The sequence below is a fragment of the Herbaspirillum sp. RTI4 genome (assembly GCF_034313965.1).
Taxonomy (GTDB): Bacteria; Pseudomonadota; Gammaproteobacteria; order Burkholderiales; family Burkholderiaceae_D; genus Herbaspirillum.
This window is the reverse complement of record NZ_JAVIWQ010000002.1, coordinates 1,399,283-1,412,659: the sequence shown is the minus strand read 5'-3', so window position 1 is coordinate 1,412,659 and position 13,377 is coordinate 1,399,283. Positions and strand designations below refer to the sequence as shown.

Genomic DNA, 13,377 nt, shown 5'->3' with positions numbered 1-13,377 from the left:
CATGACGCGCATCGACTTCCACAGCAACATTCCCGACAAGCTCCACTATGCCTGCCGTCTGGTGCGCAAAGCGCGTCAGGCGCAATGCCAGGTCGTGGTGCTGACGAGCGGTCAGGCGCAAATGGCGGCGCTGGATAAGGCCCTCTGGACGTTTTCCGAAGCGGATTTCCTCCCGCACGTCGCGGCCACCGATCCGCTGGCCGCGCACACCCCCATCCTGCTGACCGACGACGATCAGCAGGAACTGCCTCACCATCAAATTCTGATCAATCTGACGACCGCTACGCCACAGCATTTTGCGCGCTTCGAGCGGCTGTTTGAAATCGTCGCCAGTGACGAAAACGACAAAGCCGCCGGCCGCGATCGCTACCGCTTCTACAAAGAACGCGGCTATCCGCTCACGCATATCGTGGCGGCGGCATGAGCACCTCATTTGACGCCAGCATTCCGCTGCTGACCGAAGTCATCGGGATCACTGACACCGCCGCAACGCCAGCCGCCGTGACTTCGCCTCCGATGCCATCAGTTGCCCCCGCCTACACACCTGTCGCTCTTGCGCCCCCTGCCCCGGTCGACCGGCAGCAACTGCAACAGGAAATGACGGAAAACGTCTTGCAGTCGTTGCTCGCCCAGCTCGACAGCGTCATAGAACAAAAACTGGAAGAGCAGCTCGATGCCGCCCTCGCTGTGCTGGGGCAGCATCTGAAACAGCAAATCAAGAAAAACCTGGAGCAGGCGCTGGAAGAAACCGTTCTGCTCGCGGTGGCGCAAGAAATGGCCAGGAACGGACACTCACAGCCTCCCGCTCCCGAGTCTCCCTGAATTGGACCTGAATAACCCCTGAATAACCCCTGAATTACCCCTGAAACAGAAGCACCACCACTGGAGAATCAAATGAAAGTCATCGTATTGGGCGCCGGCATCATCGGTACCGCCTCGGCCTGGTTTTTGCGGCAGGCCGGACACGAAGTGATTGTCATTGATCGCCAACCCGGCGCCGCGCAGGAAACCAGCTTTGCCAACGGTTGCCAGATTTCGGTATCGCATGCCGAACCGTGGGCCAATCCCAGCGCCCCGCTCAAAGTCCTCAAATGGCTGGGACAGGAAGACGCGCCGCTGCTGTACCGCTTCCGTCCCGAATGGCTGCAATGGAAATGGGCGCTGCACTTCCTGCGGGAATGCACCCCGGCGCGTACCGCGCACAATATTCGTCAGATCGTGGCACTGGCTGAATACAGCCGCCAGACACTGCAAGGGCTGCGCGCCGACACCGGCATCGAATACGATTGCCTGACGCGCGGCATCCTGCATTTCTATACCGATCAAAAAGAATTCGAAGAAGCGCAACCGGCCGCCCAACTGATGCGCGAACTGGGATGCCCGCGTGAAACCATCAGCGCCGATAAAGTGCTGGAACTGGAACCCGCGCTGGAAACCATGCGCGGACGGATAGTCGGCGGCGATTTCACCGACAACGACGAGTCCGGCGACATCTACCAGTTCACTACCGGACTGGCCCGCAAATGCGCCGAAGCCGGCGTCGAATTCCGCTTTAATACCAACATCACGCGACTGCTGACCGTCGGCAGCGGCGCGGCAGCCAAAGTCACCGCAGTCGAAGTCATCGACGAGCAAGGCCGGCACCAGACGCTGCACGCCGATGCTTTCGTGGTCGCCCTCGGCAGTTTCTCGACACCATTACTGAAACCGCTGGGAATCGACCTGATGATTTATCCGGGCAAAGGTTATTCGGCGACTTATCAGGTCACCGACCCTACGACAGCGCCGTCTGTGTCGCTGACCGACGATGGCTACAAACTCGTCATTTCGCGTCTGGGTGACCGTCTGCGCGTCGCCGGCACCTGCGAACTCAACGGCTACACGCGGGAACTCAACCAGACCCGTTGCGAAGCCATCACGCGCCGCACACGGGAACTGTTCCCCAACGCCTGCGACTATGACGCCCCGCAATATTGGACCGGACTGCGCCCGCTGACGCCAAGCAACATCCCCTACGTTGGCAAAAGTCGCTACGGCAACCTGTTTCTCAATACGGGGCATGGCACGCTGGGCTGGACCATGGGCTGCGGTTCCGGTCGCGCCATTGCCGATATCATTGACGGCCGCCAGCCAGAAGTGAATTTTGCCTTCCACGGCATGGTGTAAGATTTGCCGGATCGTCTGGCGGGGCAGCAAGGGATCTGCTGCCCTTTACCGCCTTAGCCAGACGGGCGCGATCCAACGCAGGCGTCTCAGAACAAGCGTAGCGAACGGCACGCCGTCACCGCAAGCAATACCCCCGCAGGTGAGCAAAATGCATTCCGTTCAGCCCTGAGAGTGCAGCGCACAGCAGCGTCATCAGAGGGCTCCTCATTCCAATCACTCGCCGTCTCCCACGGCAACCTTTACCAGGGACCAGACCATGAAGTGGATCGTCGTCGCCATTTACCTGTTTTCTATTTTGTACGTGCATTTCCGAGGCAAAGTCAGGCTTCCGTTCCTGCGGCAGTTTTTCGACCACTCCTCGATCATCTCGCCGATCAATCTGTTCATGTATGCATTTTCACGCGTACCGGCTCAGCCCTTCCCTCCTGCCACCAGTTTCGACGGTTTGCATCTGCTCGATGAAAATTGGGAAATCATCCGCGCCGAAGCACTTAACCTGCAATCGATTTCCAAAATCAAAGCGGCAGAAAAGAATGACGATGCCGGTTTCAATTCCTTCTTCAAAGCCGGCTGGAAGCGCTTCTATCTGAAATGGTATGACGCCAGCCATCCCTCGGCCGAACAATACTGCCCGCAAACCGTCGCCCTGCTCAAGCGCATTCCCTCCGTCAAAGCCGCCATGTTCGCCGAACTCGCACCGGGCGGCACCCTCAACCGGCACCGCGATCCGTTCGCCGGTTCCTTGCGTTACCACCTTGGATTAGTCACGCCCAACGACGACAAATGCTTCATCGAAGTCGATGGTGAGCGTTATAGCTGGCGCGATGGCAAGAGCGTTATCTTTGATGAAACCTATATCCATTGGGCGCACAACGGCGGCGATACCAACCGCATCATCCTGTTCTGCGATGTGGAACGGCCGCTGCGCTATGAATGGGCTCAGGCAGTCAATCGCTGGATAGGCAAGACCCTCATGACCGCCGCCAGCTCACCCAACGAAACCGGCGACCAGACCGGCCGCATCAACAAGCTGTTCCGTTTCGTCTGGCTCGCAGGACAATATCGTCGCCGCCTGAAAAACTGGAATCGCCGGGTTTATCACATCCTCAAATACGGCCTGATACTAGGCGCAGCTCTATTGATTATTTATTTGTAAGTATTTCAGGCAAGTTCAACTCAATCGATCCGACGGAATATTTTTTTATTTAATAAATAGTGAATACCGTCGGACTTACCATATCGTCTGGCAGTCAACCTGACTGGATAATATCGGCCGGTTTACTCTTCTTTTATATTCAAAACCCTCTGGCAAAATTAATTAAATCTATATCACTTTGAATTGTGTTGGATTCCCTGTAATTATTTTTAAAAATATCATTAAAGACACCCCGCATTCAGACATAATCTTCTCGCAGAGCAGCACAACTTTAATCTAATAAAAGGAAATCTGATGCGATGGTTCTATAATTTAAAAATTGCCAGGAAGCTACTTTTATCTTCAATTTCTATTCTGGCACTTACAACTGCACTCGGCCTATTCTCCATCGTTGAATTGAGAAACTTGTTTGGCAATTTCACCGAAATTGCCGAAAACTGGCTCCCCAGAATCAACACCACAGAACAAATAAAAACAGCATTGTCTCGCATGCGCATCAATGAGCTCTACCTTGTTATCGCCAGCACTGAAACAGAATTCAGGGATAGTGAAAAACGGATGAACGAGCAAATTAGCAAGCTCGAACAGTTCAACAACACCTTCGCCAACCTGATTTCAGAGCCAGAAGAAAAAGCGATCTACCCTGCTTTTCTTAACAACTACAATGCCTATCTTGCAGAAAACAAAGCGCTCCTCGCGCTGCTAAAAGCAGGGAAAAAAGAGGACGCGATGATTCAGATCCAAGGAAAATCGACGACACTTTACCGCGAACTCACCGTCGAATTAGATAAGCTGGTCGCTGCGAGTGTTGGTGGGAGCGACAAGTCCACTGCTATGGCCGTTTCCACTTATCAGAGCTCATTCTCCTGGATTATCGCCGCCATCGTCATCACTATCGCTGTCGGTTTGCTAATGGCGATGTGGATGGCGCGCATCGTCTCGAAACCGCTGGTGCTGGCGCTCGGCATTGCACAGCGTGTCGCCGAAGGCGATCTGAACAGTCGTGTGGATGCAAACCAAGCGCGCGATGAAACCGGACAACTGATGCTCGCCCTGCGCACCATGAACGACAACCTTTTTAAAATCGTCACTGAAGTCCGTACTGGAACCGACACCATCGCCACGGCTTCAGCACAAATCGCCAGCGGCAATCTGGATCTGTCTAGCCGTACCGAACAACAAGCCGGCGCGATCGAAGAAACAGCTTCTTCGATGGAAGAGCTGAACGCCACGGTCAAACAAAACGCTGACAATGCAAATCAGGCAAACCAGTTGGCATCTTCCGCTTCGACGGTAGCGGTACAAGGCGGACAAGTCGTCAGTCAGGTGGTTGACACCATGAACGCCATCAACGCGTCCTCCCGCAAAATCGTCGACATCATCAGCGTCATTGACGGCATTGCCTTCCAGACCAACATTTTGGCGCTGAACGCGGCCGTGGAAGCTGCACGCGCGGGTGAACAAGGCCGTGGCTTCGCGGTAGTGGCCAGCGAAGTGCGCAGCCTGGCGCAACGCAGCGCGGCTGCCGCAAAAGAAATCAAAGCACTGATCGATGCCTCCGTAGAAACCGTCGACTCCGGCAGCAAACTGGTCGAACAGGCAGGTGCGACCATGAGCGAAGTCGTCGATAGCGTCAAACGAGTATCGGGCATCGTCGCTGAAATCAGCGCTGCCAGCAGAGAGCAAAGCGAGGGGATAGGACAGGTCAATCAGGCAATCACCCTCATGGATGAAGCGACTCAGCAAAATGCCGCACTGGTCGAAGAGGCCGCCGCCGCCGCACAATCACTGGAAGATCAGGCCACTAATCTGTCGCGCATCGTCAGCGTCTTCAAAATCGATTCCGGCATGCATCAGAAATACGTCGCTCCCCCGGCATCATCTGTCGCTGCAAATATAACGCCGCAGCGGCAGCCGGCTCTGCAAGCGACGGCAAAAAAAACAACGACACCTTCAACCAAGCCAGTTGCAATTTCCAGCGCCAAAAAATCACCTGTTCCCGCAGGTGACGACAAAGGTAATTGGGAAGAATTTTAAATACCAAAAATAAATCCTGCGCACGACATGCAGTCATCTGAAGCCGCTGCGATCTGATCAAAACAGATCGCAGCGCATCCCCCCTCCCTCCGCACACTCTGCCCGTTTCATACGGTGCCAGCGCAATACTCAGTTCTCCGCTGAATATATATTCCCGCAATAAAAATGACTGAATTTCCCCTATGAAAGCTTGCCAAAATACTAGTTTTGCAGTGCTGCGTTTTTACGGTTATTCTCTTTTTAATTATTAATTTTCTCGCAATAAAAAAATATCTTAAATATTACTTTCAGGTAATTAAAAATAAATAACTGACATATTCAATCTCACTGCCTGGCACGATTAAAAATCTGATTAAAGAGCGCCATCCACTGATTTTTTAATATTCATTTTTAAAACTGATTTTTTCCAGCGCCGTATCGGATCTGTCGGCGCTTCATGCGCGCGTATTCCATAGCGACAACGATTGATGTGCTTTTTCTTATCCACGTACAAATTCGCACGACGAATGACCATGTAAATGAAGCCATAAAACCAGCACCGTACAACTCCGGCAGTCGCGTTTTCACTAATCAGACCATGAAGAAATGAGGATGTAAAAATGAAAAGTCATCTTACGCTGGGGAAAATACTCATTTATTTGCTGTCCTTCATGGCTTTTCTGTCATTACTGACTTACGAAGCTTCCGATCAGGTCAAGAAAAGTCAGTCTGAAATTAATGCCGCCAACGATTCTCGTTATCAATCTTTTTTGTTAGCGCAGGAATTACGTCAGAGCTCGGATGATTTGACGCGCCTCGCACGCACCTACGTCGTAACAGCAGACCCCTCTTACGAAACCCAATACTTCACCATCCTCGATATACGCAACGGAAAAAAACCCCGGCCTCAGAACTACGAGCGCATCTACTGGGATTTTGTTGCCGCAGGCATCGACAAACCCACGCCCGACGGCGACACCGCATCGCTTGAAAGCCTGATGAAAAAGGCCGGATTCACCGATCAGGAATTTGCCAAACTGAAAGAAGCACAAGGAAACTCGGATGATCTTGTCCGCGCAGAAACGATTGCCATGAACGCCGTCAAGGGCTTATACGAAGATGGAAAAGGAGGCTTCACCAAACAAGGCCAGCCAGATCTGGAGGCGGCAAGAAAACTGACACACGACAAAACTTACCACCTCAGCAAAGCCAAAATCATGAAGCCGCTGAATGAATTTCTTATTCTGCTGGATCAGCGCACCTCCCACACCATTCAAGAGGCGGAAGCAAGAGGCCGGCAAGCCAACACGATCATGATCGTCGCGCTGATTTTCGCCTTCATTGCAGCATCTGCAGCCCTCTATTTAATTTTCAAATTGATTCGGGAAGGCCTGGAAAGCGCCGTTATCGGGGCCGAGAAATTAGCAGGGGGAGATCTGAGCTTTCATCTAAGAGCAAAACGGGACGATGAAATCGGACGCTTAATGCAGGCCATGAATGGCATTAGCGACGGCTTATCCAAAGTGGTTGGCAATGTGCGCCAAAGCGTCGCGACGATTACCGCCGCGTCCTCTGATATTGCCTCGGGCAATCTGGATTTGTCATCGCGCACGGAAGCGCAGGCCAGCTCACTGGAAGAAACGGTTGCCTCCATGGAAGAGTTAACCGGTACGGTGAAACAAAATGCGGACAACGCCCGCCAGGCCAATCAATTGGCGGCCTCGGCCTCATCCGTCGCAATTCAGGGCGGGCATGTAGTAACGCAAGTGGTCGACACCATGAATGCCATCAATGCCTCGTCCCGCAAAATCGTCGACATCATCAGCGTGATTGACGGTATCGCTTTCCAGACCAATATTCTGGCCTTGAACGCCGCGGTAGAAGCCGCGCGCGCCGGCGAGCAAGGCCGTGGTTTCGCCGTGGTCGCCAGCGAAGTGCGTAGCCTGGCGCAACGCAGCGCGGCGGCTGCCAAGGAAATCAAAGCGCTGATTGACTCCTCGGTGGAAACCGTCGGCGCCGGCAGCAAACTGGTGGAACAGGCGGGCGCGACGATGGACGAAGTCGTCAACAGCGTCAAGCAGGTATCCGACATCGTCGCCGAAATCAGCGCTGCCAGCGGCGAACAAAGCGATGGCATCGAACAGGTCAATCGGGCGATCACGCAGATGGATGAAGCGACACAGCAAAATTCCACCTTGGTCGGACAGGCCGCCACCGCCGCGCAATCCTTGCAGGATCAGGCAACTAACCTGGCACATATCATCGGCGTCTTCAAAATCGATCCGGGCCAGCAACCAACATTCCAAGCGCCCACGACACGGAAAGCGGTTGATGTCCGATCGTCACATTCAGCGCCACATTCAGCGCCACATCACTCAGAAAAAAAACAGCCTGCTGTCTCAGTTAAGCCTATGGCTATTGCTGACAACAGAAAACCCACGGGGGCAACCGCCGATGAGAAAGCTGATTAAGAATAACTTTAATCGTACATCGGCCTCTCTTCCGACCGGAGAGCGCTGTAGTACGTAACCCGGGCTGCAGTGCGGCCTCATCAACGAGTTCTTAATCATTCAACAGGGGAATTTCATGCGCTGGTTTTACAATTTGAAGCTCGCCAAAAAACTGGTTTTATCTTTTATCTGGCTGCTGATACTGACGATTGCACTGGGTCTGTTCTCCATCCTCGAAGTAACCAAGCTGTATAACGTTTTTGAGGAAATTGCCCACAACTGGTTACCCAGTATCAATACCACGGCGCAAATGAAGGCGACGCTGTCGCGCATCCGTATCAATGAGTTATACGATGTGCTGGGAGAGACAGAAAACGATCATGCCGACATCGAAAAGCGGATGAACGATCAGATCGCCATCTTTGAAAAACTCAATGCCACCTATGCCAAGCTGATTTCCGAGCCGGAAGAAAAAGCGATCTACCCGGAGTTTCTCAATAATTACAACGCCTATATTGGGGAAGGGAAATTGCTCATTGCCCTGCTGCATGCTGGAAAGAAAGCGGAAGCCGAGACGCTCATCCACGGCAAATCGACCAGCCTGTACCGTGCCATGACAGACCAGTTAGACAAGCTAGTCGCCATCAATATCAGCGGTAGCGAAAAAGCATCCGACATGGCAGACCTTACCTATAACGATTCCATGGTGTGGATTATCGTCACGCTCATTACCACTGTCGCAGCCGGCATGTGGCTGGCACTGTGGCTGGCGGGCACTGTCTCACGTCCGTTGACGCTGGCCCTGCAAGTAGCGCAACGCGTCGCTGACGGCGACCTGACCAGCCATGTCGAAGCCAAGCAAGCCAAAGATGAAACCGGACTGCTGATGCAAGCCCTGGGGACGATGAACGATAGCCTGCTGAAAATTGTTTCCGAAGTGCGCGTCGGTACCGATACCATCGCCACTGCCTCAGCGGAAATTGCCACCGGCAACCTCGACCTTTCCAGACGCACGGAACAACAAGCCGGTTCTCTCGAAAAAACCGCCTCGTCGATGGAAGAGTTGACCTCCACCGTGAAACAGAATGCCGACAATGCACGAAAGGCAAATCAATTGGCAGTCTCGGCCTCGGCAGTAGCCGTTCAGGGGGGGCATGTGGTCACGCAGGTGGTCGATACCATGAGCGCCATCAATGCCTCTTCTCGTAAAATTGTCGATATCATCAGCGTCATCGATGGCATCGCTTTCCAGACAAATATCCTGGCCCTGAATGCCGCAGTAGAAGCCGCACGCGCCGGCGAACAGGGGCGCGGTTTTGCGGTGGTTGCCAGCGAAGTGCGTAGTCTGGCGCAACGCAGCGCCGCTGCCGCCAAGGAAATCAAAGCCTTGATTGATGCCTCCGTTGAAACGGTCGGCGCAGGCAGCAAACTGGTAGAACAAGCGGGCGCGACCATGAACGAAGTAGTCAACAGCGTCAAGCAGGTATCGAACATCGTCGCCGAAATCAGCTCTGCCAGCGGCGAACAAAGCGACGGCATCGAACAGGTCAATCACGCCGTCGCGCAGATGGATGAAGCCACGCAACAAAATGCTGCACTGGTAGAACAGGCCGCTGCCGCCGCGCAATCGCTGCAAGATCAGGCGACCAACTTGTCGCGTGTCGTCGGGGTCTTCAAAATCGAAGGCGACCAGCGCCCGAATCCGGGAGTTCCGCCGATGCGAGCCGCCACCAATATCACTCCACCTCAGCCGGCACTGCACCACACGAAAACAAGCAGGCTTACGTCACAACCCGGATCGGTGCCGGCCGACGGCGAAGACAAGAGCAAATGGGAAGAATTTTGACCAGACCCTGTCTGCTTTCTGCCAACCGGTTTTCTGTACAGTGACGGTAGTCACTCATGTCGATTGGCTACCGGCAATCCCCTGTCATTGCCAGTATCTGCCTACAAAACATACGAAAAGCAAAGCGTGGCAACAATGACAACTGCAGCACTATTCGTATAGTAAGCACTCTCTAAGCTTGATACTATATTGAAATAATAATTGAATTTATACGACACGCACTGCGCGAAACTGACGCAGCCACCGCCTCGGGTCTATGCCAACCCACTCATCCATAAAGCCATCATCATGCCGGACGGTAAACACGCCGATGCGCAAACAGGCGCGCAAAAAAATATCCGAGTACTGGTCGCTGATGACCATCAAGTCGTACTGCTCGGCATTAGCAAAGCGCTGGAAACGCAACCTGACATTGATGTCCTGGCAGCGGCGCAAACTGTTTCCGAATTAATGGAGGCATTACAACAGTCCGAATACGATATTCTGGTTTCTGACTATTCCTTCGGTGGCAGAGATCAACCGGATGGCTTACCGATGATCAAGCGTATCCGGCTGCGTTATCCCGATATGAAAATTATCTTGCTGACATCGCATGACGACATGATGCTGGTCGATCATGTGGTGCGACTGGGCGTGACCGGTTTTCTCAGCAAGCGCAGCGGTGACTTTACCGAACTGCCAAAAATTGTCCGCGATGTCATGCAAGGTCAGCGCTATATCGATCCGCAGACCTCGCAAGCGATGGTCGAATATTTTCTTTCGATATCGAGTAACGCCAGCGGCGAAGCGACCATTGCCAGATTGTCATTGCGGGAAATGGATGTCGTCAGGCTGTTCGCCGGCGGCATGACCCTCACAGAAATAGCGCAAATGACGACCCGCAGTCTGAAAACCATCAGCACACAAAAACAATCCGCCATGAAAAAGCTGGGGGCAAAAAACGATGTCGAACTGGTGGCTGCCTTCAAGCTGCTCAGGCAGGAAGATAGCAACGACTGAATCTCCACTGATACATTCACTGGTAAGTTCACTGATATGTTCACTCATATTTTCATTGATACGGTCACTCATCCGCGCTGAATAGTCAGACCATCTCTCATCAATAATTCGGAGTAAGTCGGAGTAAGCCGCAAAAAATCCCGACGGACGCCCCCTCCGCCGAAAAAAATCCCGCATCCATTTTCTGTTTGCGGGATTTTTCACATTGGCACCCTATCGCTGCGCCGCCCCAGGGAAGGCCTCCCCTCTGTTCCCGAAATAAATCCTAGCCTCATCTCGTTCCCCTCCGATGGCTGCGGAAGCGGCATTCCCCGATCATAGCGTCGCTCAATGGAACTGCGACAGCTCTACATCCTCCATCTATCAACTCCCTATCAACCCTCTTTCAACCCCCTATTAACTCCCGATTAACTCCCTATTAACCCCCTTTCAGACCCCCTATCAGCCCCCTGCAAAGATCAACGGCCGCATTAGCTCTGCGACAGAATCTCTCCCCTTCTCCTGAATTCACGACATGACGACCACTCACCTCGCCTCGACTGCCACCACGGCATCTCAAGTTCCCCCCCGACTCAACAATGATAGTTTGCTCGCCAGCGTCGCCTGGTTATGCGCGTATCACGACATGCCGCAAAGCGAACATGCTCTGCGCTCCGGCATGGCGCAGGCACGCAGCTTTACTCCCAGTCTCGCGATGGAGGCATTCAAACGCGCAGGCCTGTCTGCGGGACTGGTGCAGCGCCATCCCGCACACCTGTTTTCAGCCTTGCTGCCGGCGCTGCTGTTACGCAAAGATGGCGGTGCTTTCCTGCTGCTGTCGCGCACCGGTACTGGTGACCATCTGCAATATCAAATCATGCTGACGGAAACCGGCGGCACCACGTCCATTGATGCGACTGCCATGCAAGAGATGCACAGCGGATATCTCATCCTGGTCAAAAAAATCCTCGCGCCAGATCGTCGCGCCGGTGAAGCCATGCCTGAGGCCCCGGGACACTGGCTGTGGAGCACCTTATGGCGTTATCGCCGCTATTACCTGAGCGCTGCTGCGGCTGCGGTGCTGGTCAATATCCTCGCGCTGGCCAGTACATTTTTCACCATGAACGTGTATGACCGCGTCGTGCCCAATCAGGCCTACGTGACACTCTGGTCGCTGGCCATCGGCGTCGGACTGGCCATGCTGATGGAATTCGCCGCACGCCATGTGCGCGCCACGCTGCTCGATATCGCTGGCAAAAAAGCCGATCTGATTCTTGGCGCGCGCCTGTTCCGGCAAGCCATGGCCATTCGCATGGAATGCAAACCGGCCTCCTCCGGCTCGTTTGCCAATCAATTGCGTGAATTTGAATCGGTGCGCGATTTCGCTACTTCTGCCACGCTGGCGGCACTCACCGATCTGCCCTTCGTATTGCTGTTCATCGGAGTAATTTATTTTATCGGCGGGCCGCTAGCCTGGGTGCCGCTGGGATCGATTCCGCTCATCATTCTGGTCAGCGCACTGATTCAATGGCCGCTGGCGCGCACCATGCGCGAAAACCTGCGCGAAGGCTCACTCAAGCAGGGCGTGCTGATCGAGGCGATTGAGGGATTAGAAACTCTCAAGGCCAGTAGCGGCGAAGGCTATATGCAAAAACGCTGGGAACGCTATAGCGCCCTGATGTCGGCTACCGCGATGAAATCGCGCCTGCTGTCGGGTCTCGCCACCAATTTCGTCACGCTGGTACAGCAATTTAATACCGTGATCATGGTGGTATGGGGCGTGTATCTGATCGGTGCCGGTTCGATGACCATGGGCGCGCTGATAGGCACTGTCTTGTTGTCCGGCCGGGCGGTAGGCCCGCTGGCGCAACTGGTGGGGCTGGCAGTGCGCTTCCAGCAAGCCAAAGCCGCCTTGCAGTCGCTCAATAAACTGATGGCCATGCCGGTCGAACGTCCGCCGGAAAAATCCTTCCTCGGTGCGCCGACGCTGGCCGGCAATCTGTTGCTCAAAGAGCTGCAATTTCATTACCCCGCCGCGCCGGGGCAAACACCGACGCCGGTATTGGACAAGATCAATCTGCACATCATGCCCGGCGAACGGGTGGCCATACTGGGCCGTATCGGTAGCGGCAAATCCTCCTTGCTGAGGATTTTGGCGCGGCTATATCAACCCGTCGGCGGTCAGCTTTTCATGGATGGCATTGACGCGGCGCAAATCGATCCGGCCGACTGGCGCGCGCATGTTGGTTTCGTCGGTCAGGAAACCCGACTGTTTTACGGCCGCCTGAGCGAGAACATCATGCTGGGCCGCCCCGATGCCAGCGTCGATGATGTGCTGCGCGTAGCGCGCATGACCGGTGTTGATCGCATTGCCGCCTCCCATCCGCATGGCTACGCACGCATCATCGGCGAAATGGGCGAAGGCTTATCCGGCGGGCAGCGGCAGTTAGTCGGACTGGCGCGCTGTCTGCTGGCCAATCCGAAAATTTTACTCATGGATGAGCCGACCAGTTCCATGGATGCGCAAACGGAAGCCATCTTCATGCAGCATCTGAGCGCTTCGCTGGGACCGGAGCAAAGTCTGGTGCTGGTCACGCATCGCATGTCGCTGCTGGATGTGGCCGATCGCATCCTGGTCCTTGATGAGGGCAAGATCGTTGCCGATGGGCCCAAGGAAGAAGTCTTGCGCACCCTGCGCAACAATGCCGAAAAAGCAGCAGCGCAGGCCGATGCAACACGACATGGCCGGGTCGCCGCCTGAGCGA

Annotated in this window: 10 protein-coding genes; 9 read left to right on the top strand and 1 reads right to left on the bottom strand. The window is 54.3% G+C overall.

Annotated elements, in window-relative coordinates:
• Nucleotide 1: 1 nt before the first annotated feature.
• From RGU70_RS06640 to RGU70_RS06620, 5 genes are all read left to right on the top strand, one after another.
• A complete protein-coding gene (locus tag RGU70_RS06640; RefSeq protein WP_322208602.1) occupies nucleotides 2–424 on the top strand; it encodes a DNA polymerase III subunit chi in 423 nt (140 codons plus the stop codon).
• Nucleotides 421–822 (top strand): hypothetical protein, encoded by a 402-nt coding sequence (locus tag RGU70_RS06635; protein WP_322208601.1) that lies wholly within the window; start codon nucleotides 421–423, stop codon nucleotides 820–822. Before RGU70_RS06640 ends, RGU70_RS06635 begins: the two co-directional genes overlap by 4 nt.
• A gap of 72 nt (nucleotides 823–894) precedes the next feature.
• Nucleotides 895–2,166 carry a D-amino acid dehydrogenase gene (locus tag RGU70_RS06630; protein WP_322208600.1) on the top strand — a complete coding sequence of 424 codons (1,272 nt, stop codon included), beginning with the start codon at nucleotides 895–897 and terminating at the stop codon, nucleotides 2,164–2,166.
• Between the two features lie 256 nt (nucleotides 2,167–2,422).
• Entirely contained in the window at nucleotides 2,423–3,322 is a 900-nt protein-coding gene (lpxO, locus tag RGU70_RS06625; RefSeq protein ID WP_322208599.1) for a lipid A hydroxylase LpxO, read from the top strand.
• 294 nt (nucleotides 3,323–3,616) lie between these two features.
• Nucleotides 3,617–5,359, top strand: a complete 1,743-nt coding sequence (locus tag RGU70_RS06620; RefSeq protein WP_322208598.1) for a methyl-accepting chemotaxis protein — start codon at nucleotides 3,617–3,619, stop codon at nucleotides 5,357–5,359.
• A gap of 352 nt (nucleotides 5,360–5,711) precedes the next feature.
• Here the strand turns inward: RGU70_RS06620 and RGU70_RS06615 are convergent, their stop codons facing one another.
• Nucleotides 5,712–5,873, bottom strand: coding sequence for a hypothetical protein (locus RGU70_RS06615; protein ID WP_322208597.1), 162 nt, complete (start codon nucleotides 5,871–5,873; stop codon nucleotides 5,712–5,714).
• An 85-nt stretch (nucleotides 5,874–5,958) separates the two neighbouring features.
• Here RGU70_RS06615 and RGU70_RS06610 point away from each other — a divergent pair, with 85 nt between their 5' ends.
• From RGU70_RS06610 to RGU70_RS06595, 4 genes are all read left to right on the top strand, one after another.
• Nucleotides 5,959–7,809, top strand: coding sequence for a methyl-accepting chemotaxis protein (locus RGU70_RS06610; RefSeq protein WP_322208596.1), 1,851 nt, complete (start codon nucleotides 5,959–5,961; stop codon nucleotides 7,807–7,809).
• Nucleotides 7,810–7,924: 115 nt separating this feature from the next.
• Nucleotides 7,925–9,634: a methyl-accepting chemotaxis protein gene (locus tag RGU70_RS06605; protein WP_322208595.1), complete on the top strand. Its 1,710-nt coding sequence runs from the start codon at nucleotides 7,925–7,927 to the stop codon at nucleotides 9,632–9,634.
• Nucleotides 9,635–9,835: 201 nt separating this feature from the next.
• The gene (locus RGU70_RS06600; RefSeq protein ID WP_322208594.1) at nucleotides 9,836–10,633 is read left to right on the top strand and encodes a response regulator transcription factor; all 798 of its coding nucleotides are present in this window, start codon (nucleotides 9,836–9,838) and stop codon (nucleotides 10,631–10,633) included.
• A 514-nt stretch (nucleotides 10,634–11,147) separates the two neighbouring features.
• Nucleotides 11,148–13,373 carry a type I secretion system permease/ATPase gene (locus tag RGU70_RS06595; RefSeq protein ID WP_322208593.1) on the top strand — a complete coding sequence of 742 codons (2,226 nt, stop codon included), beginning with the start codon at nucleotides 11,148–11,150 and terminating at the stop codon, nucleotides 13,371–13,373.
• Nucleotides 13,374–13,377 lie beyond the last annotated feature (4 nt).

Excerpts from the sequence above, each read along its gene's own strand:
- RGU70_RS06640 (WP_322208602.1), top strand. The coding sequence starts at position 2 with ATGACGCGCATCGACTTCCACAGCAACATTCCCGACAAGCTCCACTAT.
- RGU70_RS06635 (WP_322208601.1), top strand. The coding sequence starts at position 421 with ATGAGCACCTCATTTGACGCCAGCATTCCGCTGCTGACCGAAGTCATC.
- RGU70_RS06630 (WP_322208600.1), top strand. The coding sequence starts at position 895 with ATGAAAGTCATCGTATTGGGCGCCGGCATCATCGGTACCGCCTCGGCC.
- lpxO (WP_322208599.1), top strand. The coding sequence starts at position 2,423 with ATGAAGTGGATCGTCGTCGCCATTTACCTGTTTTCTATTTTGTACGTG.
- RGU70_RS06620 (WP_322208598.1), top strand. The coding sequence starts at position 3,617 with ATGCGATGGTTCTATAATTTAAAAATTGCCAGGAAGCTACTTTTATCT.
- RGU70_RS06615 (WP_322208597.1), bottom strand. The coding sequence starts at position 5,873 with ATGGTCATTCGTCGTGCGAATTTGTACGTGGATAAGAAAAAGCACATC.
- RGU70_RS06610 (WP_322208596.1), top strand. The coding sequence starts at position 5,959 with ATGAAAAGTCATCTTACGCTGGGGAAAATACTCATTTATTTGCTGTCC.
- RGU70_RS06605 (WP_322208595.1), top strand. The coding sequence starts at position 7,925 with ATGCGCTGGTTTTACAATTTGAAGCTCGCCAAAAAACTGGTTTTATCT.
- RGU70_RS06595 (WP_322208593.1), top strand. The coding sequence starts at position 11,148 with ATGACGACCACTCACCTCGCCTCGACTGCCACCACGGCATCTCAAGTT.